General features: G+C 62.8%; 25 protein-coding genes, 2 tRNA genes, 1 pseudogene and 1 riboswitch. Of the genes and pseudogenes, 17 read left to right on the forward strand and 11 right to left on the reverse strand.

The window, feature by feature from the left end:
• Window positions 1–54 precede the first annotated feature (54 nt).
• Both BUB04_RS14215 and BUB04_RS14220 read right to left on the reverse strand, forming a co-directional pair.
• Entirely contained in the window at window positions 55–315 is a 261-nt protein-coding gene (locus tag BUB04_RS14215; protein WP_073040648.1) for a DUF8180 domain-containing protein, read from the reverse strand.
• 121 nt (window positions 316–436) lie between these two features.
• Window positions 437–1,249 (reverse strand): DUF4198 domain-containing protein, encoded by an 813-nt coding sequence (locus BUB04_RS14220; protein ID WP_073040650.1) that lies wholly within the window; start codon window positions 1,247–1,249, stop codon window positions 437–439.
• A gap of 368 nt (window positions 1,250–1,617) precedes the next feature.
• On the opposite strand from BUB04_RS14220, the gene BUB04_RS20135 reads away from it, so the two are divergent.
• The 3 genes from BUB04_RS20135 to BUB04_RS14230 all read left to right on the forward strand — a co-directional run bounded on the left by BUB04_RS20135 (window position 1,618) and on the right by BUB04_RS14230 (window position 3,570).
• The gene (locus BUB04_RS20135; RefSeq protein ID WP_281246603.1) at window positions 1,618–1,743 is read left to right on the forward strand and encodes a hypothetical protein; all 126 of its coding nucleotides are present in this window, start codon (window positions 1,618–1,620) and stop codon (window positions 1,741–1,743) included.
• Between the two features lie 220 nt (window positions 1,744–1,963).
• A riboswitch (cobalamin riboswitch) is annotated at window positions 1,964–2,155 on the forward strand.
• Window positions 2,156–2,367: 212 nt separating this feature from the next.
• Window positions 2,368–2,613 (forward strand): hypothetical protein, encoded by a 246-nt coding sequence (locus tag BUB04_RS14225; RefSeq protein WP_143156502.1) that lies wholly within the window; start codon window positions 2,368–2,370, stop codon window positions 2,611–2,613.
• 54 nt (window positions 2,614–2,667) lie between these two features.
• Window positions 2,668–3,570: a sirohydrochlorin cobaltochelatase gene (locus BUB04_RS14230; protein ID WP_073040654.1), complete on the forward strand. Its 903-nt coding sequence runs from the start codon at window positions 2,668–2,670 to the stop codon at window positions 3,568–3,570.
• A gap of 214 nt (window positions 3,571–3,784) precedes the next feature.
• Here BUB04_RS14230 and BUB04_RS14235 read toward each other — a convergent pair whose 3' ends face one another.
• Window positions 3,785–4,147, reverse strand: coding sequence for a four helix bundle protein (locus BUB04_RS14235; protein ID WP_073040656.1), 363 nt, complete (start codon window positions 4,145–4,147; stop codon window positions 3,785–3,787).
• A 268-nt stretch (window positions 4,148–4,415) separates the two neighbouring features.
• On the opposite strand from BUB04_RS14235, the gene BUB04_RS14240 reads away from it, so the two are divergent.
• Complete coding sequence (locus tag BUB04_RS14240; protein WP_073040658.1) at window positions 4,416–5,378, forward strand: IS110 family RNA-guided transposase; 963 nt, start codon at window positions 4,416–4,418, stop codon at window positions 5,376–5,378.
• Between the two features lie 45 nt (window positions 5,379–5,423).
• On the opposite strand, the gene BUB04_RS14245 is transcribed toward BUB04_RS14240, so the two are convergent.
• On the reverse strand, window positions 5,424–6,209 hold the full coding sequence (locus tag BUB04_RS14245) for an epoxyqueuosine reductase (RefSeq protein ID WP_073040660.1): 786 nt from the start codon (window positions 6,207–6,209) through the stop codon (window positions 5,424–5,426).
• 375 nt (window positions 6,210–6,584) lie between these two features.
• Between BUB04_RS14245 and BUB04_RS14250 the strand changes: the two genes are divergently transcribed.
• The gene (locus tag BUB04_RS14250; protein ID WP_143156503.1) at window positions 6,585–7,082 is read left to right on the forward strand and encodes a hypothetical protein; all 498 of its coding nucleotides are present in this window, start codon (window positions 6,585–6,587) and stop codon (window positions 7,080–7,082) included.
• On the opposite strand, the gene BUB04_RS14255 is transcribed toward BUB04_RS14250, so the two are convergent.
• Window positions 7,043–7,588, reverse strand: a complete 546-nt coding sequence (locus tag BUB04_RS14255; protein WP_073040664.1) for a tetratricopeptide repeat protein — start codon at window positions 7,586–7,588, stop codon at window positions 7,043–7,045. The genes BUB04_RS14250 and BUB04_RS14255 overlap by 40 nt on opposite strands.
• 83 nt (window positions 7,589–7,671) lie before the next feature.
• On the opposite strand from BUB04_RS14255, the gene BUB04_RS14260 reads away from it, so the two are divergent.
• Complete coding sequence (locus BUB04_RS14260) at window positions 7,672–8,544, forward strand: HDOD domain-containing protein (RefSeq protein WP_073040666.1); 873 nt, start codon at window positions 7,672–7,674, stop codon at window positions 8,542–8,544.
• Between the two features lie 58 nt (window positions 8,545–8,602).
• Here the strand turns inward: BUB04_RS14260 and BUB04_RS14265 are convergent.
• Window positions 8,603–8,679, reverse strand: a tRNA-Gly gene (locus BUB04_RS14265).
• A 162-nt stretch (window positions 8,680–8,841) separates the two neighbouring features.
• Between BUB04_RS14265 and BUB04_RS14270 the strand changes: the two genes are divergently transcribed.
• Entirely contained in the window at window positions 8,842–9,819 is a 978-nt protein-coding gene (locus BUB04_RS14270) for a threonine ammonia-lyase (RefSeq protein WP_073040668.1), read from the forward strand.
• Window positions 9,820–9,837: 18 nt separating this feature from the next.
• On the opposite strand, the gene pyrR is transcribed toward BUB04_RS14270, so the two are convergent.
• Entirely contained in the window at window positions 9,838–10,392 is a 555-nt protein-coding gene (pyrR, locus tag BUB04_RS14275) for a bifunctional pyr operon transcriptional regulator/uracil phosphoribosyltransferase PyrR (protein WP_178372001.1), read from the reverse strand.
• A gap of 553 nt (window positions 10,393–10,945) precedes the next feature.
• Here pyrR and BUB04_RS14280 point away from each other — a divergent pair.
• Window positions 10,946–11,629 (forward strand): YfgM family protein, encoded by a 684-nt coding sequence (locus BUB04_RS14280; RefSeq protein ID WP_073040669.1) that lies wholly within the window; start codon window positions 10,946–10,948, stop codon window positions 11,627–11,629.
• Between the two features lie 726 nt (window positions 11,630–12,355).
• Here the strand turns inward: BUB04_RS14280 and BUB04_RS19425 are convergent.
• On the reverse strand, window positions 12,356–12,562 hold the full coding sequence (locus BUB04_RS19425) for a hypothetical protein (RefSeq protein ID WP_178372002.1): 207 nt from the start codon (window positions 12,560–12,562) through the stop codon (window positions 12,356–12,358).
• Window positions 12,563–12,600: 38 nt separating this feature from the next.
• On the opposite strand from BUB04_RS19425, the pseudogene BUB04_RS14285 reads away from it, so the two are divergent.
• The 9 genes and pseudogenes from BUB04_RS14285 to BUB04_RS14325 form a co-directional block, all read left to right on the forward strand.
• Window positions 12,601–13,974: pseudogene (locus tag BUB04_RS14285) on the forward strand (phenylacetate--CoA ligase family protein); the annotation flags it as partial.
• A gap of 512 nt (window positions 13,975–14,486) precedes the next feature.
• Window positions 14,487–14,918 (forward strand): ACT domain-containing protein, encoded by a 432-nt coding sequence (locus BUB04_RS14290; protein ID WP_073040671.1) that lies wholly within the window; start codon window positions 14,487–14,489, stop codon window positions 14,916–14,918.
• Between the two features lie 79 nt (window positions 14,919–14,997).
• Window positions 14,998–16,158, forward strand: coding sequence for an ABC transporter substrate-binding protein (locus BUB04_RS14295; protein WP_218588478.1), 1,161 nt, complete (start codon window positions 14,998–15,000; stop codon window positions 16,156–16,158).
• A gap of 16 nt (window positions 16,159–16,174) precedes the next feature.
• On the forward strand, window positions 16,175–17,050 hold the full coding sequence (locus BUB04_RS14300) for a branched-chain amino acid ABC transporter permease (protein ID WP_073040673.1): 876 nt from the start codon (window positions 16,175–16,177) through the stop codon (window positions 17,048–17,050).
• A gap of 609 nt (window positions 17,051–17,659) precedes the next feature.
• Window positions 17,660–18,607 carry a branched-chain amino acid ABC transporter permease gene (locus tag BUB04_RS14305; protein ID WP_073040675.1) on the forward strand — a complete coding sequence of 316 codons (948 nt, stop codon included), beginning with the start codon at window positions 17,660–17,662 and terminating at the stop codon, window positions 18,605–18,607.
• 271 nt (window positions 18,608–18,878) lie between these two features.
• Window positions 18,879–19,661, forward strand: coding sequence for an ABC transporter ATP-binding protein (locus BUB04_RS14310; RefSeq protein WP_245795202.1), 783 nt, complete (start codon window positions 18,879–18,881; stop codon window positions 19,659–19,661).
• Window positions 19,662–19,942: 281 nt separating this feature from the next.
• Window positions 19,943–20,686 carry an ABC transporter ATP-binding protein gene (locus BUB04_RS14315; protein ID WP_073040677.1) on the forward strand — a complete coding sequence of 248 codons (744 nt, stop codon included), beginning with the start codon at window positions 19,943–19,945 and terminating at the stop codon, window positions 20,684–20,686.
• Complete coding sequence (locus tag BUB04_RS14320) at window positions 20,686–21,960, forward strand: phenylacetate--CoA ligase family protein (RefSeq protein WP_245795203.1); 1,275 nt, start codon at window positions 20,686–20,688, stop codon at window positions 21,958–21,960. Before BUB04_RS14315 ends, BUB04_RS14320 begins: the two co-directional genes overlap by 1 nt.
• A 215-nt stretch (window positions 21,961–22,175) precedes the next feature.
• The gene (locus BUB04_RS14325; RefSeq protein ID WP_073040679.1) at window positions 22,176–23,111 is read left to right on the forward strand and encodes a 2-dehydropantoate 2-reductase; all 936 of its coding nucleotides are present in this window, start codon (window positions 22,176–22,178) and stop codon (window positions 23,109–23,111) included.
• Window positions 23,112–23,265: 154 nt separating this feature from the next.
• On the opposite strand, the gene BUB04_RS14330 is transcribed toward BUB04_RS14325, so the two are convergent.
• From BUB04_RS14330 to BUB04_RS14340, 3 genes are all read right to left on the reverse strand, one after another.
• Entirely contained in the window at window positions 23,266–23,751 is a 486-nt protein-coding gene (locus BUB04_RS14330; RefSeq protein WP_084076513.1) for an REP-associated tyrosine transposase, read from the reverse strand.
• 302 nt (window positions 23,752–24,053) lie between these two features.
• Window positions 24,054–24,152, reverse strand: a tRNA-Sec gene (locus BUB04_RS14335).
• Between the two features lie 47 nt (window positions 24,153–24,199).
• Window positions 24,200–25,375 carry a DUF362 domain-containing protein gene (locus tag BUB04_RS14340; protein WP_073040682.1) on the reverse strand — a complete coding sequence of 392 codons (1,176 nt, stop codon included), beginning with the start codon at window positions 25,373–25,375 and terminating at the stop codon, window positions 24,200–24,202.
• Between the last annotated feature and the right edge of the window lie 30 nt (window positions 25,376–25,405).

Consider the following 25,405-nt stretch of genomic DNA (forward strand, 5'->3'; position numbering starts at 1 on the left):
GGCGAAGGGCCAGTGAACGGCGCAAACCAATCATCTTCAGACAGGTTCCTCGGCTCAGTCCAGCTGCTTTTCGGCCTCTTCCAGGATCCGGTTCAGCTCCAGGGACCCATCGGCCACCCGTTCCAAGGCTTGAGCCACCGATTCCAGTCCCTCTTGACGGGCCTTTTCCGCCCACTGCCGATAGGACTTCACGTGGTCTTCCGTGTGATGGATCCAGTGGTGGATCATTCGTGCCAGCTTCTGTCGGGTGCTGAGTGGGCTTTCCGTGTCCGAACCGTGGTCGTGGGAATGGGGGTGCGAGTGTTGATGGCTCATGGGGATCCTCGCTCTTTCAGGTGGCGGTTTGAAAAAGAGAGCGCAACAAACGATGGGCGGGCGAAACCGGGCTCATCATGAAGGAGCCCGGTCGCGCCTGTCAATGGCCGGATTCGTCCGGTTACTTCATGTCGGTGGTGTGGACCCAGAGGACGGCACCGATCTCCACGGGCTTTTCCACGCCGTCCTTGGGCAGGGTCCAGGGCGCGTCGCTGAGCGCCGCAAAGCCCCACCAGCCGGCTCGAGGCATGGCGTAGGTGAAGACGCCGTTGCCGTCGGCCTTCACCACCTGGGTCACGTAGGCGTCGGCCGGAGCCGTCACTCGGGACGGGTTGTCGGGCGATTCGTTGAGGTATTCCACTTCCACCTCGGCGTAAGGCACGGGCTTTCCGTTGAGAAGGACCCGGCCGGTGAAGACGTTTCCGGTCCAGAGGCCGTAGGGGCGGGTGAGGGGAATGATTTCCGTTTCCAGCCCCACGGGTTCGTCCCATCCTTCTTCGAGCCCCAAGGCCTGCACGCACACCTTGGTGTAGTGGACGATGAACTTGTCTTCCGCCGGTTCCCAGTAGGGCGCCGGTTCCACGAAGAAAAGATGGTCCCCGGGTCTCTTCACGGTGTAGGTGGTTTCCCAGAAGGTGAACTCGCCTTCCTGGTCGGCCGAGCGCCCCTTTCGGGCGCTGAGGGTATCCAGGAGATCCGTCGTCTTGCCTCGGCTCATCACGGCGAAGCGCTTGGGCTTGGCCATCTCCATGTAGTGGCCTTCCAGGGGGTGGAGAAACTTCACCTGGACGGTGATCTTCTTCGACTCGTCGGCCGAGATGATGTCGTCCGAGGGCAGGATGAGGCCGAAATGGGCGAAAGCTCCCTGTGCCTGGCAAAAAAACAGAGCCGCCGCAACGGCAAAGGCCGAAAAGATGGTGGGTCGACGCTTCATTTTTTCCTCCTGTGCCAACGTGTGGGTTTGGGGGTGTCCGGCGGAGTGCCGACGGACACACAGCAACGTCTCGGCCGTTTCTTCGGGCCGTGGGAGGGTCTTCCTGACCGCGGGATTTGCTTCTTGGGTCGATTTTGTGGGAATAAACACCTTCGGGTGGGGCGGTGAGGGAAGTTTCGGCTTCCCGATGGTGTGTGAAATGTGTCGCATGTGGCCCGTCCTGTCAAGTCCGACGAAACATCGAGGAGGCGCAAATGGTGGAAAAGGACCCCGGAAGGGGAGGGATCGCGGATTATCAGGGCGATTGCTGAGCGGGTTTTCTGGACGTAAGTTTACGTCTTCGTTTCGTGAAGGCCGGGGAGGCGTTTGTGGTGCGGGTGACTTCCGATCAGCGCCCCAAGATGGAGCGGGTCGTGACCCACAATGGAGGGCGGGTCCTGGAGGCGGTGGAAGAGGAACCCGGGTCGGTGCGGATGGTGATCGGGAAGGAATAGGGTCTAAACTGAGCGATTCTTTCTTTGGGTGTCTCTTACACCGCGTGATTAGCGGGCGGGGATAAACCCCGCCCCTACCCAAGGGGTCCGTGCCCTTTTGGAGGGGCGGGCTTTACGCCCGCCCTTCAGGACCTGTCCATGAGAAAGAATCGTCCAACTTAGCCGGGGCCTACTTTTGAGCTTGACATGGAACGACGAGGGTTGATAGAGGTTTCATGACAATCGAATCGAGCGGTCAGGTGCCCCAAGAGGGGCTTAAGAGGGAATCCCGTGGAAATCGGGAGCGGTCCCGCCGCTGTGAACGGGGACGAAATCCGCGTGCAAGCCACTGCACCGCCGACGGCGGAGCGGGAAGGTGCGGAGAGTAGGTGGATCCGTGAGCCAGAAGACCTGCCTGACCGGCCGGAAACGGGGTACGGGTGTATGCCCTGAGTTTCCAAGCGCAAGGACCAAGCAAAACCGGGTGCAATCCTTAGAGCCGCAAGCTCTAAGGATTTTTTTTTGGGGGAAAGGACGGCCCATCCTTTCCCCGGCACCACCCTCCTCATCGTTTCCTTCAACCCCCAGACCGCCCGCGGCGGCTCGGCCGCCGCGGGCGCCCTTCCACGAAACGGAGGTGGAACCATGAAAAGAGGCCTGATCGTCTATGTGACGGGCGGCGGTGAACTGGCCGAAGACAGCTGGGGACTTTATGCCTGCATGGACCGCTATGCGGCCCACGAGGTGGGCGTAGCCCGCGACGAGTCGGACATCGCCTATTGTTGGTGGAGGATGCTCACCCGCGGCATGCAGGAGGTGATGTGCGTGCGGGCCCGGGTGGACGGCGACGGCATGGACGTGGTCGGTGCACCGTTGCGCCTATGCGGTTGAAGGGCCGCACGGGTTTCGGGATTGTTGGGTTGTTTCAATCACGGGAGGTGTCGTATGGTGCGGAAGTCCTTTGGATGGCTAGTCGTTGGTGCGGTGGTGTGTCTCATGCTGGGAGGGTTGCACGTGCGGGAGTCCCGGGCAATGCACGGTCGGGAAAGGCCGGAAAAGAAAGCGATCCTCATGGTGGCTTTCGGAACCAGTGTGCCCCAGGCGCAGAAGGCCTTCGAGGCCATCGACCAGCGGGTCCGGGAGGCCTTTCCCGGGGTGGAAGTCCGCTGGGCCTATACGTCCGCCATCATCCGGAAGAAGCTGGCCTCCCAAGGCACCGTGATCGACTCCCCGGAAACGGCCTTGGCAAGGCTCATGGACGACGGGGTCACTCAGGTGGCCGTCTGTTCCCTGCACACCATCCCAGGGGCGGAGTTCCATGAGCTTCTCACCAATGCCCGCCTTTTCGCTCGAATGGCCGGCGGCTTTCATCGGGTGAGCGTGGCGCGCCCGCTCCTGTCGTCCCACGACGACATGACGCGGGTGGTGCGGGCCATGCTGGCTCATCTCCCTTCGGAACGCCGGCCCCAGGACGCCGTGATCTTCATGGGTCACGGCTCGCAGCACCACCCGGCGGACGCGATCTACACGGCCATGGACGCCCTGTTCCAAAAAGCGGATCCCAACGCCTTTCTGGCCACGGTGGAGGGCTATCCTTCCCTGGATGAGGTGATCTCCACCCTGAAGGCCAAAAAGATCACCAAAGCGTATCTCGTTCCCTTCATGCTGGTGGCCGGGGACCATGTGCGAAACGACATGGCCGGGGACGCTCCGGACAGCTGGAAGTCCCTCCTCCAGGCCCAGGGGATCGAGGCGGTTCCGGTCCTCCGCGGCACGGCCGAAATTCCCGAAGTGGTGGATGTGTGGCTGGATCACCTGCGCGGAGCGTTCGCGGGGAATGAGGAGTAAGGAGTGAGGAGTAAGGAGTGAGGAGTGAGGAGTGAGGAGTAAGGGGTAAGGGGTAAGGGGTAAGGGGTAAGGGGTAACGAGTGATGGGTGAGGAGTTAGGGGTGTTGCTGTGCCGTCCAGGATGGAGGGAAATCCCTGAGCGGATCTGTTAAGGGGGTGGATAACCCATCAGGGGCAGCGTTTGTTCTCGCCTTGTATGAGTTTCGCATTGGACCTATTCGGGCCTTCTCAGGGAGTGTATAAGTCCGGTCAGTATCTTGTCCAACTTAATGATGAGTTCGTCGATGGCCTTCCGATCCTGGCGGGACAGGTAACCAAGTTCCAAGGCGATGTCCAACTGGGTGTCCAGTTCACTCAAAGATCCCTGGGCAATGTGAAGAAAATTGATGAATTCCTTGTTGGTTTTTCGCCCGGCGCCTTCGGCCACATTGGACGGAATACTGACGGCAGACCTTCGCAACTGCGCCGTGAGAGCAAAGTCTTCGGCCTTGGGAAAGCCGGACGTCAATTTGTATATGTGCTTTACAACTTCGATGCCCAGCTTCCATGCTTCCAGCTTCTTGTGGGGTTTCTCCATCTTACCCTCTCACATCTCACCCCTTGTATGTTGTTGGCACCATGAACATGCGGTACCTAGTATGTACTGGCAGCCGTTATTGGCACTCGCCGGCCAGGCCTGCGGGCGGCCTGTGGGCTGCCGTTTCAGGCACGGCGGTGCAGCCTCTTACCCCTCTGGGACACCAAGCCCGTGAGTGAGCCCATGGCGCACCGCTGTGACCGTTCCTTTGGAGCCCGAACAGTTGCTTGGCCCAAAATCGCATTTGCAAGGATGGGAGAAGAGGAACATGCCTGAAACAATCGTGATCGGTATCGACATTGCCAAACGAACCTTTGACGTGGCCTTTGGCGTTGGGGGAACCATCACAACCTTTCCCAATGACGACGACGGCCATGAGGCCCTGCTGAACAAACTGTCCGGCCACTCGGTGGACCTGATTGCCATGGAAGCCACCGGTGGTCTGGAACGGGCCCTGGCCTGTAGCCTGCAAGCGGCCGGCTATGCAGTGGCCGTGCTCAATCCCCGCCAGGCACGCCACTTCGCCAAGGCCATGGGCTACCTGGCCAAGACCGACCGAATCGACGCAAGAGCCTTGGCTGAACTGGCCCTTTTCCTGGCGAACCGCCCGGATCGACATCGCTACGTGAGGCCCTTGCCGACACCGGAAAGACAGGCTCTGCAGTCCCTGGTTGCTCGACGCCGTCAACTTGTGGAAATGGTTGTCGCTGAGACCCAAAGGCTTTCCAGCTGCCATGTCTCCACAAAGAAGAGCATTGAGACCGTCATTCAAACCCTCCGTGCTGAATTGAAGGAAATTGAAGGCAAGATTTCCGTACATATCAAGATTCACCATGCTGATCTTGCTCACCTTCTGATCACGGTGCCCGGTGTGGGACCGACCACCGTCGCCGTGCTTATTGCTGAAGTCCCGGAGCTGGGACAACTGTCCCGTCGTGAAATCAGCGCCTTGATAGGTGTTGCCCCCTTTAACCGGGATTCAGGGCAGATGCGCGGAAAACGAACTATTTTCGGAGGGCGAGCTCAGGTGCGACACTGTCTTTATATGGCAACATTGGCTGCGATCCGTTGCAACAAAGTGATCAAGCGTTTTTATGATCGACTTATCGCCACAGGTAAACTCAAGAAAGTTGCCATCGTGGCTTGCATGCGTAAGCTCCTGACCATTCTCAATGCCATGGCTCGAACTGGAGAAAGTTGGGATGAATCGCTCCATGCGGCTTGGCATTGAACACAGTTGCTCACTCCTTACCCCTAACTCCTAACTCCTCCCTCCTTACCCCTCCCTCACGCCCGGAGTCCCGTAGCTGCACGGAACATCGGCGGCGCATTTGCCGCACACGTCCACCAGGGGAAGATCGGCGTAGTGGCGGTCGTTTTCCAGAAGGCGGGCATAGCACCGGTGCCGGTCGAAACCGTCTTCGCGGAGGGCTCCGTACACGCACCGGGAGACGCACTTTCCGCATTCCTTGCCGGCCTTGACCAGGCAGAATTCGGCGTCGGGGCGCCGGGAGGGGGGAAACCCGGCCGAGGTGACGAAGCTTCCCAGGCGGCCGCAGCATCCGGCGCGGGTGATGAGCTGGTGGTGGACTCCGAAGGTGCCCAGGCCGGCGATGTAGGCCAGGTGTTTGTGGGACCACCGGCTGACGAGCCGTTCCTCGTCGAAGTTGTGGGTGGCCGGCGTGACGGCGCACCGGTGGCCATCGACGGCCAGCCGGTCCTGGAGATGATCGCAGATGCGGCCGATGAGGGAGTTGGTGGCCACATAGGCTTCGGCCCAGGTACGCGATGCGAATCCGGAAGGTTCCCGCTTGTTGGAGTGGACCACGTCCTTTTGAAACGGCAGAAAGAAGACCACCACCGACCGGGCGTCGGCAAGCAGATCCGTGGCAAAGGCGTGGTCCGGTGCCGCCACCCGCGGCAGCTCGTTGAAGAGGGGGTCCTGCGCGGAGGCGATTCCCACCAGCACGGGGCGCCTCCAATAATCGGCGGACCGGCCTTCGGCGATCCATTGATCCATGACTCGTTCGATTTCTTCGGCGATCCATTCCTGAGGGCTCATGGGCTCTTCATCCTTTCCACGCTTCGCGGTCACGGCTTCTCACGTGCGGCCAATTGCCGGTTCCCATCCCGAAGGGACAGTGGTAACACATGGTGCCGGGAAAGCAAGTCCGAGACCTTGCCCGACAACGGCTCTCCCGTTCAAGAGGGCGGGGAATTCGCCTTTTCTTCATAGCTGCGGGGCTTCAGCCCCGCGGGAAAGGTCCATCGTAACTCCTTGAAGTGATAGGAACGATACCCGATGGCCTATCTGATGTCCGGGGGCCTCCTTCGCAGCCCTGAAGGGCGGCGCTACGAGAAAAGCGGTCATCCACGGCGTTTTCGGACAAGCTCCTTGGGAACGCAGTCGGGAAGGCAGACTGGAGGTGATCGGAGCGTGGCTTCACACGGGACCCATGAGGAACGGATTTCCGACGGGGAACTGGAGCGCAGGGCCCGCCGGTGGGACGTGATCGTAACGGGGGTGCTGGCCCTTTTCCTGTTGATCCCCATCCCGTTTGCCCAGTTTTGCGGGTGGCCCGGCGGGGAGCCGGTGCTGGAGAGGCCCGTGCTTCCCTGGAGTTCCTTTCGGTTGTGCTATGTTCCCGCCGGCGGCGGCAGGCCGGTGGAAGAGGTCTACCGGTTCACCTGGGACGGCAAGCTGGTGCCGGGAGGCGAGGAGTTGAGGCATCCCGCGGCGCTGGAGTCCCTGGATGCTCCGCTGCTGGCCTGGCAGCGCCAGCCGGAACTGGAGCTTCGAAGTCTCCATCGCAACGGGGAATTCCTGCTGGTTCGGACCCGGTGGAGGCCGGTGGCGGCCTGGCCGCTGGGGATGCTGCTGGCATCCTGGAAGGATCACGGCGCGGGGGTCCACGGCGGCGGTGCCGGGCGGTAGAAGATGCGGATGCGTTCCGGGTTGATTCCCGAATCCAGCAGCGACACCACCTGCCGCAGGGTCCGGCGCAACTTGTAGAGCGCCGTGTAGGACGAAACCAGGGCGAAAGGAGCCCCTTCCAGCGCAGGGTAGGCGTGCAGGAAGACGGCCAGAGCCCTCTCCACGGCGTTCAGCCCCTCGTGATAGTTCTTCTCCAGAAGTTCGACGGTGGCCAGGTTGCTCAAAAGGCCGAAGCGCAGGGCCACGTCCTCCACGTCCAGCGAAAGGCCTTCGTCCAGCAGCCGGCGCGCTTCCTGCGTGGCTCCGTGGTGCAGATACACGTAGGCGGCGTCCCGGCAGAGTTGGGCCTGGAGGAAATGGAGGCCGTGGTCCCGGGCGTGCTCCAGGGCCCGCCGGAAGTAGCGGAACGCGGCAATGAAGCGACGCCGTGCACAGGCTTCGTGGGCTTCCCGGGCCCAGAGCAGGATCTGCTCGCGCGCCCTGTCTTGCGTCTCGTGGTCCATCATTTTCTTGCCTCACGGCTCCATTGGGCTATAGTGACCCGATGCGAAAAGGGTTGAGCGTTTCCAGCTTGCGCGGATCGGACAGCATGGCTTCACTGCAACGCGACCTTCCCACCGAAGAAGTGCTCCGGCTGGTGGGGGAAATCCCGCCGTTTCCCCGCGTGGTGGCCAGGCTCGTAGACCGCATCAAGGACCCCGCCGCGACCCTGGCGGAGCTGGCGGATATCATTTCCGGGGATCCGGCCCTGTGCGCCTTCGTCCTGCGCATGGCCAACTCCCCCCTCCACCGGCGCGGTTTCGCCGCCGCCGCGACCCTGACCGTCTCCAGAGCCGTGAACATCCTGGGACGGCGGGCGCTGGAATCGGTGGTCCTGAGCTATGCGGTCAGGAGCCTCGTCCGGCGCTCCTCCCTTTTGGAAAACCTCCTGTGGGAACATTGCATCGCCGCCGCCGTGGCCGCCGCCGAAATCATCGGCCGGGTCCAGTCCAAGCAGACGGAAACGGCCTACGTGTGCGGACTTTTGCACGACGTGGGAAAGATGCTCCTGCTCACGCGCTTTCCGGATTCCATGGGATCCATCATCCAGGATCAGTATAACGGCTGCCAGGAGTGGGACAACTGCTCATCGGTGGTTTTGGAAAGGGAGCGGATCGGCATCGACCACTGCCGGGTGGGGGCGGTGGCCCTGGATGTGTGGCAGTGCGGCGAGGAGGCGGTGGTGTCGTGTGCTTATCACCACCGGCCGCGGGATGCGGCCGGCCGTTCCATCATGCCCGCCGTGGTGTGCATGGCGGACCTCATGGCCCAAAAGCTGGAATACGGCCCGCTGCGGCTTCCGGACCTGGATCTCTCCCCGGTCCGCCGGACCCTCAAGATTTCCGACAAAGACTTCACTTCTCTTCTCCATCGCGTGCAGGCGAAAGTCCAGGACGTGCTCCACCTGTTCAGCGACAAGTGAGGGCCTTTGCGCAAAAAAAACCGCCCGACCCCTGGGGCCTGGCGGTCTGAACGTTCTTTGGAGCGGGAGACGGGCTTCGAACCCGCGACCCTCAGCTTGGAAGGCTGATGCTCTAGCCAGCTGAGCTACTCCCGCACGAGCGCAGGATATGTAACACGCTCCGCCCTCCTTTTCAACGGAAATTTTACCTTGCCTTTTGGCGCGGAACGTGGGATTTGATCTTGTGAAACTTTGTTTTATTCGGACCCTTGTTCCCGCCCCGTCTCATCCCGTTTCCCAAGCCGGTGAGGAGGAATCATGGACAAGCACTACCAGGATGCCATCTCGAAGGTCAACATGCTGGAAGTCTTCAAGGCGCGTCGCATTGTGGAGCGGGTGCTGGAAAAGACGCACCTCACGTCCTACCGGCGTCTGTCGGAAGAGCTGGGTGCGGAGGTTTACGTCAAGCACGAAAACCATCTGCCCACCAATTCCTTCAAGGTGCGGGGAGCGGTGAACTTCATGGCCAACGTGCCGCCGGAGGTGGTGCGAAACGGCGTGGTAGTGGCCACCAAGGGCAATCACGGGCTGGCCGTGGCCTGGGCGGCCCAGGAAAAGGGGATCTTCTGCAACGTGGTGGTTCCGGAAGGAAACAACCCGGAACTCAACGCCAACATCCTGGCCTACGGAGCCCAGCTCATCGAGCAGGGAAGCGACTTTTACGAAGCCCAGGACTACTGCGAGGAATTGGCCGAAAACGCCGGCTACTACTACCTGCGCCAGGGCAACGAGCCTCTGCTGATCAGCGGCATCGCCACCATGGGCCTGGAGATCTTCGAGGAGCTTCCCGACGTGGACGTGATCCTGATGCCCATCGGAGGGGGGACGGGCTGTGCGGCCCTGGCCACGGTGATCCAGGGGATCAATCCCCAGGTGGAACTGATCGGAGTGCAGGCGGCCAACATGCCGTCTTTCTACGAGTCGTGGCGGCAGGGGAAGAAGGTGGTGGTGCCGGCGGCGGAAACGGTGGCCGACGGACTGGCGGCCAGGTCGGCGTTCGAGGTTCCCTGGGCGGTTCTCAAGGATCGCATCCGCGACGTGGTGCTGCTCACCGAAGAGGAGCTGCTGGAAGGAGTGCGGTTGGCCCTGCGCTACACCCAGAACCTGGCCGAGGTGGCCGGAGCGGCTTCTTTGGCCGCCGCCTTCAAGATCCGGGAACGCCTGCGGGGAAAGAAGGTGGTGTCGGTCATGACGGGCGGAAACATCACCGTGGAGCGACTGCGGAACATTTTGTGACCCGTCACTCATCACTCGTCAGGCGGCCGGCCGGCATTCCAGCACCACGCGGTCGGAGCCGTCTTTTTCCTTCAGATAGACGTTCACCTGCTCATCCGGAAGGGTTTCCAGCTCCAGGCCCACGAAATGGGCGCAGATGGGGAGTTCCCGGTGCCCCCTGTCCACCAGGGCCGCCACGCGCACCCGCCGGGGGCGTCCGTAGTCCATGAGGGCGTCCAGGGCGGCGCGGATGGTCCGCCCGGTGAAGAGTACATCGTCCACGAGCACCACGTCCTTGTCGTCCACGGAAAAGGGAAGCCGGGTGGATCGGACCACGGGTTGGGTGTGGAGGCGGGACCAGTCGTCCCGATAAAGATTGATATCCAGGGTTCCGATGGGGACCTTGAGGTCGTGTTCCCTTTCCAGGATCTGCCCCAGGCGCTGGGCCAGGTAGACGCCCCCCGTGTGGATGCCCACGAGCACCAGGCGCTCGGGATCGTCCAGGTCCCGGACGATCTGCCGGGCCATGTCGCGAAGGGCTCCCTCCATCTCCGAATGTTCCATGACGATCCGTTCCTGAATCTCTCGACCCATGGCGTGCTCACCCTTTCGCCGGGTTCTGCGAAAATGAAAAGGGCGCCTCTCGGCACCCCATGTCCGGAAGGCCTTTCGGCTCTTCTCCCATTGCCTCTTTACACTAGGAGAGTGCTTATGGATTGTCAACCTTCCCGGTCGTCCACTCACCCTCCGCAGCGTTCTTGCACGGGGTCCGGGGAGTTTGTCCGAGACGGCTTCTCCAGCTCCAGATGCCAACAAATTTCCGTTCTTTTCGTGGCCGCGGGGCTTCCGCTCCGCCGGGAAGGGTGATCGCAACCCACTGGAGTGACAGAAAGTATGCCCGATAGCCTATCCGACCTCCGGGGGCTCTTCCCCAGCTCTGAAAGTTTGCGCTATGGGAAGAACGATCGCCCGTGCCGGTCTCGGACCGCCTCCCAGCAGGGCCTCGCTGTGGTCCGTTGGCGGCGTATCCGCCTCGGCCCTTGACCCTCTCCACGGGCCTCTGCTATCAGGGGTAGCCGTTGAAGAAGATGTGCCCTGCGCCGCTTGGGCGGGGACCGGACTTTGCCCGTCATAGGGAGGACACGCTTTGGGAGCCAAGAAGATCAAGGTGAAGAAGAAGCCCACGGAAAAGGCCGAGGAGATCCTGAGCTTCACGGATCGCCTGCTGGAATGGGGCCGGACGAACATGGTCTACCTGGCCGGAGCCGTCGGGGGGATCGTGCTGGTGACACTCATCGTCTGGGGCGTGGGGCTTTACAACCAGTCCAAGGAGCGCAGCGCCGGCCGGGACTACGCGCGACTCACGGCCGACGGGCCGGTGGATCCCCGGAATCAGGATGCGCTGAAAGCCCGACTCGACGCGTTCACGGCCTTCCTGGAGAAACACCGGGGAACGGGGGCCGCAGCCTTGGCCATGGTGGACATGGCACGGCTGCTTCAGGAAGCCGCCCGCCACGAGGAAGCCCTTCAGTGGTACGATCGGGCCGCCGGCGAGATCCCCCGGGGATCGTCCCTGGACCTGGCGGTGGACTACGGTCGGGCGCTGACCCTGGAGGCCCTGGGGCGGGTGGATGAAGCCCTGGCCGCCTGGTCCGGCCTGGCGGACAAGGCCGATGACGGTCTGAAGCGCGAGTGCCTCTGGCACCAGGCGCGCCTGGCGGCCAAGAAGGGCGACCGAGAAGGGGCCCGGGGCTACTACGACCTGGCGTTGAAGACGGAAGGGGCCTATCCCGGCGACGGCCTCCTCCAGGCGGAAAGAAACGCCCTGTAGCGCCGCAAGCCCCCAATTGCAGGAAGTCCCAATCTTCCGATGAAGAACTTTGGGAGCGGCGAAAGCCGAGCAGGGGGTGGCCGGCCCAGGCCCATTGCGCCTTGCGGCGCTCCCACAAGACGCCCGTGCTCGGCCCGTCTTTTTTGGGGTGGAGCGTTGTGACCGGGCGGAACGGCCCTTCTTTGGTAGCGCAGCCCTTGAGGGCTGCGGAGGAGCCGCCGAATGTCGTATGGTCCGCCGGGTGGAGTGCTTGCGACTTCCAGGGGTTACGGTGCCCCTTTCCCGCGGGGCTGAAGCCCCGCGGCTACGAAGAGAGCGGCCATGCCCGGGCTCCTGTGTCGGAGAGCCGTTCCCGGGCAGGCCCCCGGACCCACCCGATTTCCGCCGGCATGGCGTGGGCCCGCCCCGTTCCCCCTGCATGATGCAAGAGCCGGACGCCACCGACGTAGGGGCGGTTCGCGAATCGCCCCTACCGCAAAGGGACCTCGCCGAAGCTATCTCCAGAGATTTGACGAGGAGGTCCAGGGGGAAGGGTCCCTCTCCTGCCGCAACGGGATCTCTCCCAAACCATCTCCGGAGTGCCGGGTTCCGATGAAATTTGCCAATCATCGGTTTCTAATCCCCCCGCCGCCCTGCCCATCTCCCCGCCCCCTCACCCCTTACTCCTTACCCCTTCACACCCGCCCTCGAGGATTCTTTCCGCTTGACAGGACCTGCGTTCATTGGCTAATCAGCTTGGAACGCCGCAACCACAAACCCGCAACATAGAGGGACGACGATACGGACATGGACAACCGGTTCTTTCGCTTTCGCTTTTTCGGTTTTTTCGGGGGCTTCTTTTTTAGGAAGTCTGCCCATGGCCGGGGAAGGTAGGCGAAGCGGACCGTAGCCGAGGAAGAAAGGCAGCCATGGGTGGACGAAAACGGAACCCATGGCTGTTCCTGTTTTAAGGGCCGTGGGTTCACCGGGAACTCACGGCCTTTTTTGTCGGTCTTTGCGTTTTCGCGCTGGGGGAACCTTACAGGGAAAGGAGAAGGGGAAGGATGATCCACGACATCGAGTTCGAAACCATGCCTCGCGAAGCCTTGGAAGCCATCCAACTGAGGCGCCTGCAGGCCACGCTCCAGCGGGTCTACGCCACGGTGCCTTTCTACAGGAAGCGCTTCGACGAGGCCGGTTTCAAGCCTGCGGACATGAAGTCCCTGGACGATCTCAGGCGGGTGCCGTTCACCACCAAGCAGGACCTTCGGGACAACTATCCGTTCGGCCTGTTCGCCGTGCCCATGGACAACGTGGTGCGCATCCACGCCTCGTCGGGTACCACGGGAAAGCCCACGGTGGTGGGCTACACGGCCCGGGACGTGAACACGTGGGCGGAGCTGATGGCCCGGTCCCTGGCGGCGGCCGGGGCCACCCGGGGCGACATCATCCACAATGCCTACGGTTACGGCCTCTTCACGGGGGGCCTGGGCGTCCATTACGGCGCGGAGCGGTTGGGGGCGTCCGTCATCCCCATTTCGGGCGGAAACACCAAGCGCCAGATCATGATCATGAAGGATTTCGGTGCCACCATCCTCACCTGCACCCCGTCCTACGCACTTCATCTGGCGGAAGTGGCCGAGGAGATGGGTGTGGACTTCAAGGACCTGAAGTTCAAGGCGGGCATCTTCGGGGCGGAGCCGTGGTCGGAAAAGATGCGCCATGAGATCGAGAAAAAGCTCAACCTGGACGCCGTGGACATCTACGGGCTGAGCGAGGTGATCGGGCCGGGCGTGGCCGTGGAATGTCTGGAAGCCAAGGCGGGGCTCCACATCTTCGAGGATCATTTCATCCCCGAGATCATCAATCCGGAAACGGGCGAAGTGCTTCCCTACGGGGAGACGGGCGAGCTGGTCTTCACGTCCATCACCAAGGAAGCCTTCCCCGTGATCCGGTACCGCACCCGGGACATCACGAGCCTCAATCCGGAGCCCTGCATCTGCGGGCGCACCCACGTGCGCATGAACCGGGTGAGCGGCCGAACCGACGACATGCTCATCATACGCGGGGTGAACGTCTTTCCGTCCCAGATCGAGAGCGTGCTCATGGAAATCGACGGCGTGGAGCCCCACTACCAGCTGGTGGTGGACCGGGAAGGCACGCTGGACATGCTCACCGTCATGGTGGAAGTGGGAGAGAAGGCTTTCACCGACGAGATCAAGGGCCTGCAGCACCTGGAAAAGCTCATTGCCAAAAACATCAAGGAGTACCTGGGGGTTTCTGCTAAAGTGAAGCTGGTGGAGCCCAAGAGCATCGCGCGAAGCGAGGGCAAGGCCGTGCGGGTGATCGACAACCGCAAGCTTTAGAAGGCTGTCCGACACTGGCATTGCGACGCAGGCTCCCAAGGAATTACCGTTCTTTTAGTAGCCGCGGGGCTTCAGCCCCGCCGGAAAGAGTTATCGTAACTCCGGGAAGTGACAGGCCCAATGCGATGGCCTATCCGGCGGGCGGTGGATCCCCCGCAGCCCTAAAGGGCTGCGCTACGAGAAAAGCGGTCATCCGCGGCGTTTCCGGACAGCCCGCTAGGAGCATGTCCGAGAACTCCCCCAACCGTCACTCCCGCGCAGGCGGGAGTCCATAAGTTGCCGGAAATGCCGGATCCCCGCTTTCGCGGGGATGACGGAGGGGACGTTGGAAGGGGCAAATGAGCCATTTTCAGAGAGGCTCCTGGACGCCCTGGCGCGAAAGCGCATTTCGCCGCCCGGGAGGGCCGGCTGCCGCAACCGGCGGGAATTCAGTGGGATTCAGGAAATTTCCTGAGGCCCCAGGCGCAAAAACCCCCAACGAATCGACAACAGCAAGGAAAGGAGGACCGAGGATGCGCGTGGAACAGATTTCGGTCTTTTTGGAAAACAAGGCGGGACGGCTGGCGGAAGTGACCCGGATCCTTTCGGAGGCCGGAGTGAACATCCGGGCCCTGTCCCTGGCGGACACATCGGACTTCGGAATCCTTCGCCTGATCGTCAACGACAACGAAAAGGCCAAGCAGGCCCTGAAGGCCGGAGGATTCACCGTGGGAAAGACCGACGTGGTGGCCGTGGAGGTGGAGGATCGGCCGGGCGGGCTCCACCGGATTCTGGACATCCTTCGCAAGGCCGGCATCAACGTGGAGTACATGTACGCCTTTGTCCAGCAGAGCGGCAACAACGCGGTGATCATCTTCCGGTTCGACAACCTGGACGAGGCGGTTCGGGTGCTCACGGAAAACGGTGTCACGGTGATCAACGGGAGCAAGGTCTACACCATGTAACGGGTGCCGGCCGGACGCCGCCGCCGGTGCGGCTCCGGACCTTCACCCTTTCATCCCAGGACGGGAGGGAGGTTGTGCCATGAAGAGAAGAAGCATGAAGTCGATCTGTTGGATGACGGCACTGGTGGTGGCGCTGGGTATGCTTTGGTGCGCTCCGACGGTCTTTGCCGCCGAGGCCTACAAGATCGGCGGCATCTTTGCCGTGACCGGCCCCGCCTCCTTCCTGGGAGACCCGGAAAAGAAGAGCCTGGAGATGGCCGTGGATGAGATCAACGCCCGGGGCGGCATCGACGGGCATCCGGTGGAAGCCGTGATCTACGACACAGAAGGGGATCCCACCAAGACCGTGCTGGCCGTCAACAAGCTCATCAGCAAGGACAACGTGGTGGCCATTATCGGCCCGAGCCGCACGCCCACCACGCTGGCGGTGGTTCCCATCGTGGAACGGCTGGGCGTGCCTTTCATCAGCTGTGCGGCCGGCATCCAGATCGTGGAACCGGTCAAGCCGTGGGTTTTCAAGACGGCCCAAAGCGACGTGCTGGCCGTGGCGGCCATCTACAAGCACATGCAGAAGCACGGCATTAAGAAGGTGGGGATTCTCACGGTCACCAACGCCTTCGGCGTGAGCGGCCGGGACCAGCTGCTGCAGCAGGCCGGGAACTACGGCATCCAGGTGGTGAGTGAACAGGCCTTCGGTGCGGGCGATACGGACATGACGGCCCAGCTCACCAAGATCCGCAAGGAAGAGCCCGACGCGGTCATCTGTTGGGGCACCAATCCGGGACCGGCCGTGGTGGCCAAGAACATGCGCCAGCTGGGCATGACCATCCCGCTCTACCAGAGTCACGGCGTGGCGTCGCCCAAGTTCATCGAGCTGGCGGGTGAGGCGGCCGAGGGCGTGCGCCTTCCCACGGGCAAGATCCTGGTGGCGGATCTTCTGCCGGAAAGTGATCCGCAAAAGCCGGTGCTGCTCCAATACATCGCCGACTACAACAAGCGCTACGGCGGCGGTGTGTCCGGGTTCGGCGGCTACGCCTACGACGCCATGCACCTGCTGGCCAAGGCCATGGAGGGAACGGGCGGAGACAAGGCCAAGATCCGGGACAACCTGGAAAAGATCTCGGGCCACGTGGGGGTCAGCGGCACCTTCAACTTCTCGGAAAAGGACCACAACGGCCTGGGCGAAGACGCTTTCGTCATGGTGGAAATCCGAAACGGCACCTGGAAGCTGCTCCAGTAGGTAACGTCAGAATACCATGAGCGAAATTCTCCAATACCTCCTGAGCGGGATCACCGCGGGGGCTATCTACGCCGTGATCGCCTTGGGCTTCACCATGCTCTACAACGCCACGGAGTTGGTGAACTTCGCCCAGGGTGAGTTCGTCATGCTGGGATCCTTGGGGCTCTTCAGCCTTCTGTCTGCGCTGGGCTGGCCCCTGTGGGCGGCCTTTCCCGCGGTGACCCTGCTGGTGGGGCTGCTGGGCGTGGTGCTGGAGCGGCTGGCCATCCGACCCGTGAAGAAGCCGGAACCCATCGCGCTCATTATCATCACGGTGGGAGCCAGCATCTTCTTGCGCGGCCTGGCCATGCTCGTCTGGGGCAAGGACCCTCACAGCGTTCCGGGCTTCGGGGCGGGGGCCCCCATCCGGATCGGGGGGGCCGCCATCATGCCTCAAAGCCTGTGGATCCTGGCCGTGGTGGCTCTGCTCATGGCTGGGCTTCACCTCTTCACCAAGCGAACCCTGACCGGGAAGGCCATGGAGGCCTGCGCCATCAACCGAAACGGCGCCTGGATCCTGGGCATCCCCAGCGACCGCATGGTGCTGCTGGCCTTCGCCATGAGCGCCGCCCTGGGAGGCATCGGCGGGATCATCATCTCCCCCATCACCATGGCCGCCTACGACATGGGGACCATGCTGGGCCTCAAGGGCTTCTGCGCCGCCATGCTGGGGGGCCTGGGGAGCCACTGGGGAGCGGCCGTGGGAGGGCTGCTCCTGGGCGTGCTGGAATCCCTGGGGGTGGGCCTCGTCTCGTCCGGGATCAAGGACGCCATCGCGTTCCTGATCCTCCTGGTCATCCTCATGGCCCGGCCTTCGGGGATCCTGGGTCAAAAGGCGGCCACGCGTTTCTGAAGGGCTTGTCCTGGAACGCTGCTTTCCTGGGCGTGCGGGCGTCTCGCCCGCCTCTCGTGCGGGCCGGAGGCCCGGGCTCCCAGGGGGAGTGGCTTACGGGTTCGTTTTCGGACAAGCTCCCAAAAGGCTGAGGTTGACGGCTTTTCTCGTAGCGCAGCCCTTCAGGTCTGCGGAGGAATCCCCGAACCCCGGATGGATCCTCGGGCCTGGCGTGTTGTTTCGTGTGGCTGGGATGGATCCTCTCGGCGGGACTGAAGCCCCGCGGCTACGGAAGACGTCGGATCCCTTGTCGGTTGATGGGGGAGACCCATCTACGAACAACGCGTCGCCGAGGTGTACGGGCCATGGTGTATGGCAAAATGGGAGGTTCCGTTCTCGTTGGGCGTTTCCGACGGGCGGGTATCCGGCCCGCCGCTGCATGCCCGATTTGGTTTTTGGGTAGGGGCGGGGTTTACCCCCGCCCGCCAAGCGCGCAGAGATAGACCAACCCTTTGGAAGCATCCCGTTTGTGTGCGGGGTGGTGGAAGGGGGGCTTTCACGGGACGGGTCACCGGGAGGGTTCCCGTGTGAGCGCAACGTTCCGTTCAGACGGACACCAGGGGAGGTTCTGTGACCGGAAAGAACAGGGTTTGGGCCACGGCGGCGTTTGCGGGCGTCATCGCCGTGGCCTCCGTGACCGTCTCCAACGCCTACCACCAGCAACTGCTCACCATCATCGGCATCCACACCCTGCTGGCCCTGGGCCTCAACATGCTCATGGGCTATGCGGGCCAGATCTCCCTCGGCCATGCGGCCTTCTACGGCCTGGGGGCCTATGGCACCGGCATCCTCACCACCCATTACGGGTGGTCGCCCTGGGCGGCCTTTCCCGTGGTGCTGACCGCCGCCGGATGGCTGGCCTACGTCATCGGCCGGCCCACCCTGAAACTTTCCGGATACTACCTGGCCATGGGAACCCTGGGGCTGGGGATCATCGCCCATGTGATCTTTCGGGAATGGGATTCCATGACGGGCGGTGCGTCGGGCATGGTGGGCATTCCGCCGCTCCAGGTGGGCGGGACGGTCCTGAGCCTGGGCCGAAGCGGCATGATCCTGGTGTGGGTGACCGTGCTGACGGCCTTTTTTCTCTGCAGCCGCCTGGTGGACTCTCGCATCGGCCGGGCTCTTCGCGCTTTGGGCGACAGTCAGGGGGCCGCCGCCGCATGCGGGATCGACACGGGCCGCCTCAAGGCGGTCATCTTTTCCTTCAGCGCGGTTCTGGCGGCCCTGGCCGGATTCCTCTACGCCCACCTGGTGGGATTCATCAGCCCCAGCTCCTTCGACTTTCTCATGTCCATCCGCATGGTCACCATGGTGGTCATCGGCGGCATGGCGAGCATCTGGGGATCGCTTTTCGGCGCCTCCGTCATCACCATGCTGCCCGAATGGCTCCACGTCTTTTCCGATTACGAAATGACCGTCTACGGCCTGGTGCTCATGGTGGTCATGATCTTCCTGCCCCAGGGACTCACCCGGGGGATGCTGGATGCGGTGGAGCGCGTGAGGCGTGAGGGGTGAGGCGTAAGGCGTGAGGCGAGGGATAGGGGGCGAGGCTGCTGCGGGCAATTCCCCCGACCCTACCCGAGTGGTCCATGCGCTTTTGCAGGGGCGGGCTTCATGCCCGCCCGCCGGGACCGCCACATGCATGCAGGGTAAACAACCCCTGAACCGGCAAGACAACCCCCCTGCCCGCGGCCTCAAGTATGGGTGATTGCCGGCTTTGAAAAGGGGGGGAGACGCCTAACGCCTAGGGCCTAACGCCTTACGCCTAACGACTGACGGATAAGCAATGTTGGACCGGACAATGCTAAACATCGAGAACGTATCCAAGGCCTTCGGCGGAGTGCAGGCCCTCTACCGGGTGCACTTCCAGGTGCGGGAGGGGCACATCCAGGCCGTCATCGGCCCCAACGGCGCGGGAAAGACCACGCTCTTCAATGTGATTACGGGCGTCTATGCTCCGGACGAGGGCCGGATCGTTCTGGACGGCACCGAGATCCACGGCCGCCCCATGCATGAATTGGTGGCGCGGGGCATCGCCAGGACCTTCCAGAACGTGGAGCTCTTTCCCAGCATGACGGTTCTGGAAAACGTGCTGGTGGGCCGCCACGTTCGCACCCGCTGCGGTTTGGTGGGAGCCATGGCGCGTTGGCCCTGGGTGGGCCGTGAGGAACGACAGTCCCGGGAGGCCGCCATGGATCTTCTGCGCTTTGTGGGCCTGGAAGAGGCCGCCCACAAAATGAGCGGTGATCTGCCGTTCGGTTGGCAACGGCTGGTGGAGATCGCCCGGGCCCTGGCGTCGGAACCCCGCCTGCTCCTTTTGGATGAGCCCGCCGCGGGGTTGAACGCCGTGGAAACGGAGGCCCTGGCCGATCTCATCCAGCAGATCCGGTCCCGCGGGATCACCGTGGTGCTGGTGGAACACGACATGAACCTCACCATGGATATTTCCGACCGGATCGTGGTGCTGGACCGGGGGCGAAAGCTGGCCGAAGGAACACCCCGGGAGATCCAGTCGGACGAGGCCGTGATGGAGGCATATCTGGGGAGGAAGGGGCAAGGTAAAAGGTGAAAGGTAAAAGGTAAAAGGTAAAAGGTAAAAGGTAAAAGGTGAAAGGTGAAAGGTGAAAGGTGAAAGGTGAAAGGTGAAAGGTGAAAGGTGAAAGGTGAAAGGTGAAAGAGGCAAAGCCCAAACTCCTAGCCACTTGCCCGTTCTCCTTACCCCTTTCCCCTTTAACCTTTGGCCTTTAACCTTTCCCCTTTAACCTTTAACCTTTCCCCTTTAACCTTTAGCCTTTAGCCTTTAACCTTTCCCCTTTCCCCTTTCCCCTTTCCCCTTACACGGACGGAGCCATGCTGACGATCCGAAATCTTCGAGGCGGCTACGGCCGCATAGAGGTGTTGCACGGGGTGAGCCTTTCGGTGCGCCCGGGTGAGGTGGTGGCGCTGGTGGGGGCCAACGGCGCGGGCAAGAGCACGCTGCTCAAGGCCGTGAGCGGCCTGCTTCCCCAGTGGACCGGCGAGATCCTGTTTGAAGGCCGGGAGCTTTCGGGGAGGAAACCGCCGGAGATCGTGTCCATGGGCGTGGGACTGGTTCCCGAGGGCAGGTGGATCTTTCCGCCCCTGAGCGTCCTGGACAACCTGCGGCTGGGGGCCTACCTTCGATTGCGCCGCGGCGACAAGCAGGGCGTGGAAGAAGAACTCCAAAGGGTGTACGAGCTCTTTCCCATCCTGGCGGAACGTCGGAACCAGCCGGCCGGCACCCTTTCCGGCGGGGAGCAGCAGATGCTGGCCATCGGTCGGGCGCTCATGACCCGCCCCAGGCTGCTCCTTCTGGACGAACCCACCACGGGGCTGGCGCCGCTTTTGGTGGAAAAGATCTTCCAGATCATCGCAAGACTCCGGGACGAGGGCCTGACGTTCCTTCTCGTGGAGCAAAACGCCCAGGGCGCTCTGGCCTTGGCCGACCGCGGCTACGTTCTGGAAACGGGCCGCATGGTGCTCCAGGGCCGCGCCCGGGACCTTCTGGAGGACCAGGAAGTCAAACGGGCCTATCTGGGCCGGGATTACAAGGAATTCGTGGAAGGGAGGGCCTGATGATGGGTGGTGCCGGAAACGGCAACGGCGAATATCTGGACCCGGCCGATCGGCGGCAGATGCAGCTGGAACAGGTGCAGGTGTCGTGCAACCGCGCCTTCAAGAACGTGCCCTTTTACCGAAATCGGTTCCTGGAAGCGGGAGTGTCTCCCCAGGACATCACGAGCCTGGAGGACCTGGCCAAGCTGCCCTTCACCGAGCGGCGCCACTTCAGCGAACACTATCCCTACGGGCTCTTCGCCGTCCCCCTTCGGGACATCGTGCGGATCCATACGGCTCCGGGAACGGCGGGAAATCCCACCGTGAGCGGCTACACCCTCCGGGATCTCCGCGTCTGGCGCGACCTGACGGCCCGGGCGCTCCGGGCCGCCGCGGTCACGGCCGATGACATCGTGCAGATCGTCCTCCATCCCGGGCTGGCCAACTGGGGCCGGGATTACAAGGACGGGGCGGAAGCTCTCCAGGCCAGTGTCATCCCGCTGAACGCGCTGCATCTGGCCAAGCAGATCATGGTGCTGCGCGACTACAAGACCTCGGTGCTCATCACCACGCCCAGCTCCGCCGCGCAGATGGAAGAGAGCCTGTTTGCGGCCGGGATCAACCCCACCCAGCTCGCCCTGAAGACCCTCGTGCTGGTCGGGGAACCGGTGGATGAGGCCCAGAGGCGTTTTCTGGAAGAGCGGCTCCACGTGACCACCTGGATCCATTACGGCCTGAGCGAGATTCCGGGACCCGCCATGGCCTTCGAATGCGGGGAGCACCACGGGCTGCACGTGGCCGAAGACCATTTCGTGGCGGAGGTGCTGGACCCCGAGTCCCGGAAACCGGTGGGGCTCGGGGAGCCGGGAGAGCTGGTGCTGACGAGCCTCACCACCCAGGCGTTTCCGCTCATCCGCTTCCGCACGGGAGACCGGGTGCGGGTGGTGCCCGATCCCTGCCCGTGCGGGAGGACCTTGACGCGCCTGGAATGGCTGCCCGAAAGAATCGACGATCTCATGGTGCTCCAGGGGGTGAAGATCCAGAAAGGCCAGGTGGTCTTGCGTCTGAAGGAGACTCTGGGCCATGAACCGTCCGTGGTTCACGTGGGCGTGGAAGAACGGGGGACGTACAGGGGCCTGGAGGTCCGGCTGGGTGTGGACGAGCGGCTCTTTTCCGACGAGATCAAGGAACTGGAGCGGATCGTGAGGACCGCCGCCTTCGAACTTCGCCAGGAATTCGGCGTGCCCGTGGAGGTGCGCCTGCTGGAGGTGTCCGGCGTGAATCGTGAATCGTGAATCGTGAATCGTAAATCGTGAATCGTGAATCGTGAATCGTTAGGCGTTAGGCGTTAGGGGTGAGGCGCGGCGCGGACGGATATGAAAAATGTTAGCGCGGAGGCGCAGGGGTCGCGGAGAGGGAGCTTTTCGGATCGGCGTGCTGAGACGCCGCCCCGATCCGAGGTCCGCTCTGCGTCCTCTGTGTCTCTGCGGTGAAATAGGAAAGGGAGCCTATGGACATTCTGGTGGTGGGCACCGGGGCCATCGGCGGCTACTACGGCGGCCGTCTGTCCCAGGCCGGTGCGCGTGTTTCGGTGGTGGCCCGAAGCGATTACGATACGGTGGCGGATCGCGGCATCTCGGTGGAAAGCCCGGCGGGGGATTTCGTCTTTCGGCCCCATACGGTGCTGCGGTCGGCTTCGGAAGTGGAGACGCCTCCTGACGTGGTGCTGGTGGGCCTCAAGGTCCTTCCCGAGATCCCCGTGGCGGATCTCATCCGCCCGGCGGTGGGACCCGGCACGGCCGTCCTTCTCATCCAGAACGGAGTGGACATCGAGCGGCCCATCGCGGAGGCCTTTCCGGATAACGAAATCATCAGCGGTCTCGCCTTCATCTGCGTGAGCCGCACCGGCCCGGGCCGGGTGTGCCATCAAGACTACGGCCGCATCGTCATCGGCCGCTATCCAGAAGGATCGTCCGGGACGGCCGAAGCCCTGGCGGAGCTGTTCCGGAAGGCGGGGGTGCCCTGCGAGGTGAGTCCCGACGTGGTCCGGGCCCGCTGGCAGAAGCTGGTGTGGAACGCCCCCTTCAATCCCATCTCGGTTTTGTCAGGCGGAGCCAGCACCCGGGAGATGCTGGAAAGCGAGGAGATGACCCGCCTGGTGCGGGCCGTGATGGAAGAAGTCTGCGCGGTGGCGTCGGCGGCGCGGCGGCCGCTTCCGGACGACGTGGTGGACCGTATGATCTCCGACACCCGAAAGATGACCCCCTACAAGACCAGCATGCTTCTGGACTACGAGGCGGGACGGCCCATGGAGGTGGAGGCCATCCTGGGAAACGCCGTGGGCATCGCCCGGGACCTGGGGGTTCCCGTTCCCCGCATGGAAACGCTTTATGCGCTCTTGAGCGCTCTGGAGCAGCGGAACCCGCACCGGGCTTCCCCTGCCTGACGGAAACGCTCCCGCGGGGCTGAAGCCCCGCGGCTACCAACAATCATCCGGTGCCATCCGGCAGGCGTGTGGGGCCTTTCGCGCAAGCCCCAAGAATCGGTGGAGTTCGTCGTAGCGCAGCCCTTTAGGGCTGCGGCCGGTGCCGCCCGTTGATTCAAATGACTTTGGGATCGATTCCTTCCAGGAACCCTGAAAAGGGCCATTCCGCAGGAGTCTCCACCAGACCCTTGCGAACTGGGTTCTCGAAGATGTACCTGGCAACGGCCGCGATGGTTTCCTCGGTTCGCAAAATGTGTTCATAATAGCTTTCCTGCCACAGCTTTCGTCCGTGTTGTCGTTTATGGGCATACCCACTCATCTGCTTGAAACGGTGCATAAACCCCGGCTGGTGGGACCGTGGGGCGGAGCCCTGAACCAAGATGTGGAGATGATCCGGCATGAAGCAGTAGGCCCAGATGCGAAAGCCGAAACGCTCTGCCGTGTCTTGGAGGATATGAAGGACAGGATGGACGATTTGGCGGGATTTGAAAAGGTGTTGGCGTTGGTGAGTGTACAGGGTGATGGAATGGGCCCATGTGCCCGTATAGGAAAAGCTCTTCAATCGGCGGCGTCCACGCCGTTTGATCTTCGAGTCGGGCATGGCCCGCCCTCGCGGATCCGGTTGTCTTGGCTTATAGTCTCCCGATATCTTTTATGAAACACGGATAAGCGATGAAGACAAGGAGACGCTTCTTCCGCGGGGCTGAAGCCCCGCGGAAAAGGGCCGTCGTCACCCCATAACAGGCAGCGGGCCCGATGGCCCACCCGACGTTAGGGGGATTTTCCGCAGCCCTGAAGGGCTGCGCTACGAGAAAAACGGTCTTCTGTAATGGCTTCGGAGAAGCTCCCAGGGATTTTCCCGGGCAAAAAAAAACCCCCGTTTCCGGGGGTTTTTTGTTCGTGTGGCGGAAGTGCATGGGAATCGAACCCACCTGGGACGCCCCTCAGCGCCCCACACCGGATTTGAAGTCCGGGAGCCCCACCAGTGAGCTTGGCACTTCCACCGCCCTTTTACACAAACGGCTCTGTGTTGGCAAGGGGCGGCGGCTTCAGCGGCCCTTCTTTTTCTTGGGGGGCGTCACCCGGATGAGCTCGTAGGCGCGGCGGCCCAGCCCCACCGTTTCCGCGTAGTCCAACTGGTGCTCCCAGTCGATCTTGGGATAGACGGCCCGGAACTTGTCCTTTGGTTCGGGGTCCTTGCCGCTGAGATGGGAATGGGGAAGCACCGGCTGGGCGTTCACCAGGTCCACCGACGCCTGGTCGATGGCCACGGGGTCGGCCGAGGCCAGAATGCCGATGTCCCCCACGATGGGAGCGTCCGCCGACGGGTGGCAGTCGCAGGCGGGCGAGATCTGGGTGAGGAAGTTGATGAAAAAGGACCGCTCTTCCTTGCCGTAGAGGGCTCCGGCCGTGTATTCCACCATCCGTTCCATGAAGCGGGGAAGATCCTTGTCCCAGTTGATGTCGATGGCCCCTTCCGGGCAGGCGTGGATGCAGGAGGCGCAGCCCACGCACTTTTCCGGGTCGATCCGGGCCACCTTCCGGATCGAGTCCTTGGGGCGGGCCATGGAGGCGTCCCGCTCCACCAGGGAGAGGGCGTCGTGGGCGCACACCTTGATACACGAACCGCAGGCCACGCACTTCTTGGGCTTGATCTTGGGCTCCACGCCCGAATGCTGATGGAGCTTCCCGCGGCGGGACGCTCCCCCCATGCCCACGTTCTTGATGGCCCCTCCGAAGCCGGCCGCTTCGTGGAGCTTGAAATGGGCCACGGAAACCAGGGCGTCCGCCCGGGCGATGGCCGACCCGATGTAGGTTTCCTCGCAGTTCTTGAGACAGACCGGAATCCCCACCTCGTCCCGGCCGTTCAGGCCGTCGGCGATCACGATGGGCGCTCCCGTCACTTCCAGGCCGAACCCGTGCATGAGGGCCGTGAGGGTGTGGTCCACGGCGTTTCCGCGGGTGCCCACGTAGAGGGTGCTGGCGTCGGTGAGGAAGGGCTTTCCCCCGGCCGCCTTGACGGCCTCCACGATGGGTCGCACCAGGATGGGCCGCACGAAGGCGGTGTTTCCCCGCTCTCCGAAGTGGATCTTCACCGCCGTGAGTCCCCCCTTGGGGATGCGTTTGGCCAGGCCCGCCTCCTTCAGGAGCAGGCCGATCTTGTCCAGCAGGTTGCAGTCGTCGTCCGCACGAAGATCGATGAAATAAACGGCACTTCGAGACATGAGCATTCCTCCGTGAGAGGGACGAGGTAA

The sequence above is a fragment of the Desulfacinum infernum DSM 9756 genome (genome assembly GCF_900129305.1).
In the GTDB taxonomy this organism is placed as follows: Bacteria; Desulfobacterota; Syntrophobacteria; order Syntrophobacterales; family DSM-9756; genus Desulfacinum; species Desulfacinum infernum.

Excerpts from the sequence above, each read along its gene's own strand:
- BUB04_RS14300 (WP_073040673.1), top strand. The coding sequence starts at position 16,175 with ATGAGCGAAATTCTCCAATACCTCCTGAGCGGGATCACCGCGGGGGCT.
- pyrR (WP_178372001.1), bottom strand. The coding sequence starts at position 10,392 with ATGGGTCGAGAGATTCAGGAACGGATCGTCATGGAACATTCGGAGATG.
- BUB04_RS14310 (WP_245795202.1), top strand. The coding sequence starts at position 18,879 with ATGTTGGACCGGACAATGCTAAACATCGAGAACGTATCCAAGGCCTTC.
- BUB04_RS14315 (WP_073040677.1), top strand. The coding sequence starts at position 19,943 with ATGCTGACGATCCGAAATCTTCGAGGCGGCTACGGCCGCATAGAGGTG.
- BUB04_RS14240 (WP_073040658.1), top strand. The coding sequence starts at position 4,416 with ATGCCTGAAACAATCGTGATCGGTATCGACATTGCCAAACGAACCTTT.
- BUB04_RS14260 (WP_073040666.1), top strand. The coding sequence starts at position 7,672 with ATGGCTTCACTGCAACGCGACCTTCCCACCGAAGAAGTGCTCCGGCTG.
- BUB04_RS14230 (WP_073040654.1), top strand. The coding sequence starts at position 2,668 with ATGGTGCGGAAGTCCTTTGGATGGCTAGTCGTTGGTGCGGTGGTGTGT.
- BUB04_RS14255 (WP_073040664.1), bottom strand. The coding sequence starts at position 7,588 with ATGATGGACCACGAGACGCAAGACAGGGCGCGCGAGCAGATCCTGCTC.
- BUB04_RS14320 (WP_245795203.1), top strand. The coding sequence starts at position 20,686 with ATGATGGGTGGTGCCGGAAACGGCAACGGCGAATATCTGGACCCGGCC.
- BUB04_RS14330 (WP_084076513.1), bottom strand. The coding sequence starts at position 23,751 with ATGCCCGACTCGAAGATCAAACGGCGTGGACGCCGCCGATTGAAGAGC.
- BUB04_RS14215 (WP_073040648.1), bottom strand. The coding sequence starts at position 315 with ATGAGCCATCAACACTCGCACCCCCATTCCCACGACCACGGTTCGGAC.
- BUB04_RS14325 (WP_073040679.1), top strand. The coding sequence starts at position 22,176 with ATGGACATTCTGGTGGTGGGCACCGGGGCCATCGGCGGCTACTACGGC.
- BUB04_RS14290 (WP_073040671.1), top strand. The coding sequence starts at position 14,487 with ATGCGCGTGGAACAGATTTCGGTCTTTTTGGAAAACAAGGCGGGACGG.
- BUB04_RS14340 (WP_073040682.1), bottom strand. The coding sequence starts at position 25,375 with ATGTCTCGAAGTGCCGTTTATTTCATCGATCTTCGTGCGGACGACGAC.
- BUB04_RS14225 (WP_143156502.1), top strand. The coding sequence starts at position 2,368 with ATGAAAAGAGGCCTGATCGTCTATGTGACGGGCGGCGGTGAACTGGCC.
- BUB04_RS14295 (WP_218588478.1), top strand. The coding sequence starts at position 14,998 with ATGAAGAGAAGAAGCATGAAGTCGATCTGTTGGATGACGGCACTGGTG.
- BUB04_RS14235 (WP_073040656.1), bottom strand. The coding sequence starts at position 4,147 with ATGGAGAAACCCCACAAGAAGCTGGAAGCATGGAAGCTGGGCATCGAA.
- BUB04_RS19425 (WP_178372002.1), bottom strand. The coding sequence starts at position 12,562 with ATGGGTTCCGTTTTCGTCCACCCATGGCTGCCTTTCTTCCTCGGCTAC.
- BUB04_RS14220 (WP_073040650.1), bottom strand. The coding sequence starts at position 1,249 with ATGAAGCGTCGACCCACCATCTTTTCGGCCTTTGCCGTTGCGGCGGCT.
- BUB04_RS14245 (WP_073040660.1), bottom strand. The coding sequence starts at position 6,209 with ATGAGCCCTCAGGAATGGATCGCCGAAGAAATCGAACGAGTCATGGAT.
- BUB04_RS14270 (WP_073040668.1), top strand. The coding sequence starts at position 8,842 with ATGGACAAGCACTACCAGGATGCCATCTCGAAGGTCAACATGCTGGAA.